This window comes from Polaromonas sp. P3_C2, assembly GCF_056402675.1.
In genome coordinates this window covers 1-1,483 of record NZ_JBFUGX010000867.1, presented here as the reverse complement: position 1 = coordinate 1,483, position 1,483 = coordinate 1, and the positions used below count along the sequence as shown (strand labels likewise).

The 1,483-nt window shown below is 59.2% G+C and carries 2 protein-coding genes; one reads left to right on the top strand and one right to left on the bottom strand.

Going from position 1 to position 1,483, the window contains the following annotated elements; translation table 11 throughout:
- Positions 1–905, top strand: a 905-nt coding sequence (locus AC1DWI_RS22865) for a CocE/NonD family hydrolase (RefSeq protein ID WP_477725874.1), incomplete at its 5' end; no start/stop codon positions are given.
- A gap of 39 nt (positions 906–944) precedes the next feature.
- On the opposite strand, the gene AC1DWI_RS22860 is transcribed toward AC1DWI_RS22865, so the two are convergent.
- The coding region (locus AC1DWI_RS22860) for an IclR family transcriptional regulator (RefSeq protein WP_477725873.1) at positions 945–1,483 on the bottom strand (539 nt) is incomplete at its 5' end.

Here is a 1,483-nt window from a genome sequence, read left to right as displayed (position 1 = left end):
CTTTTGGCCAACACGCTGCCGCAAGCTTTCTTGAGGCAAGGCTCAAATGGTTTGACCACTGGCTGAAAGGCCTTCCGGCCGCTGAAGACAACGCCAACGTGAGGCTGTTCGTGATGGGCGGCGGCTCCGGCAGAAAAAACAGCGAGGGACGTCTTGACCATGGCGGTACCTGGCGTTCCGAGCAGGACTGGCCGATTCCGGATACGCGGTGGACGCCCTACCATCTTCACGTTGATCGTTCGCTGTCCCCCTCTCTTCCAGAGAGGCATCACGGCGCGCTGGCGTACCGGTTTGACCCCAAAAATCCGGTTCCCACCTTGGGCGGCAGCGTGGTTTCACGTCCACCCGGAATACTGGCCGGGGCTTTCGACCAAACAACCGATGAGCGCTTCTTTGGTTGCGCAGAACCGTTTTACCCACTGACCGACCGTGAAGATGTGCTTGCCTTTTCAACTGAACCGCTGGCGGAGGATGTCGAGATTACAGGGCCGGTGGTGGCGAACCTGTGGATATCCTCCGACTGCCCGGACACGGATTTCACCGTCAAGCTGGTCGATGTGTATCCGCAAAGCGAAGACTACCCAAAGGGTTTCGCCATGAACCTTACCGACGGGATTCTGCGGGTGAGGTACAGGGACTCATGGGAGTACCCGGAATTGATGACGCCGGGAACGGTGTACCCCATCCGCATCGAGGCGTTTCCGACAAGCAACCTGTTCAAGGCAGGGCATCGCATCCGGGTTGACATTTCGAGCAGCAACTTTCCGCACTTTGACGTCAACCCGAACACCGGGGATCCTGAGGCGCAGGCAACGACGAGCAGGACGGCGCTCAACAAGGTGTACATGAGCAGCCAGCATCCATCGCACGTGGTGCTTCCTGTGATCCCGAAGCGTTCTCAATAATGGTGGTGGCTGCAGCGCGCCCCACCAGGTGCGCTGCCGCTAATCGGCAGAAGCGTCGGAGCGACGATATCCGAGCTCAACCGAAAGGTCGTAGGCCGCCGCGCACAGCGGCTTGGCCAGTTTCTCCAGCCCTTTGGCCGTGATGCGGCTTGAAGGAATGGAGATCGCCATGGCGGCGATGACTTTTGATGTTCCGTCGCGCACCGGTGCCGCCACGGAAAGGACTTCGTTCGTGATTTCGCCCAGGGAAGTGGCGTAGCCCTGCTTGCGGATCTTGATCAGCTCCTCATTCCATTTTGCGCGTTGCACGATGGTGTTGGGCGTGAACTTCTGAAAGTCCTGTGCGAAAAATTCGTTCAGAAACTCTGCGGGGGCATAGGCCAACAGGACTTTGCCCGACGCGCCACCGTGGAGAGGCCGCCTCATGCCGACGGACCCGTGGATGCGAACATCATGGGTGGAGTCCCATCGGGCCACAGAGACGGATTCAAAGCCGTCACGGACACGGATCTGCACAATCTCGGTGAAATTGCTGGCCAGCTGCTGTAGAGATTTGCTGGCCTGCCTGACCGGGCTGA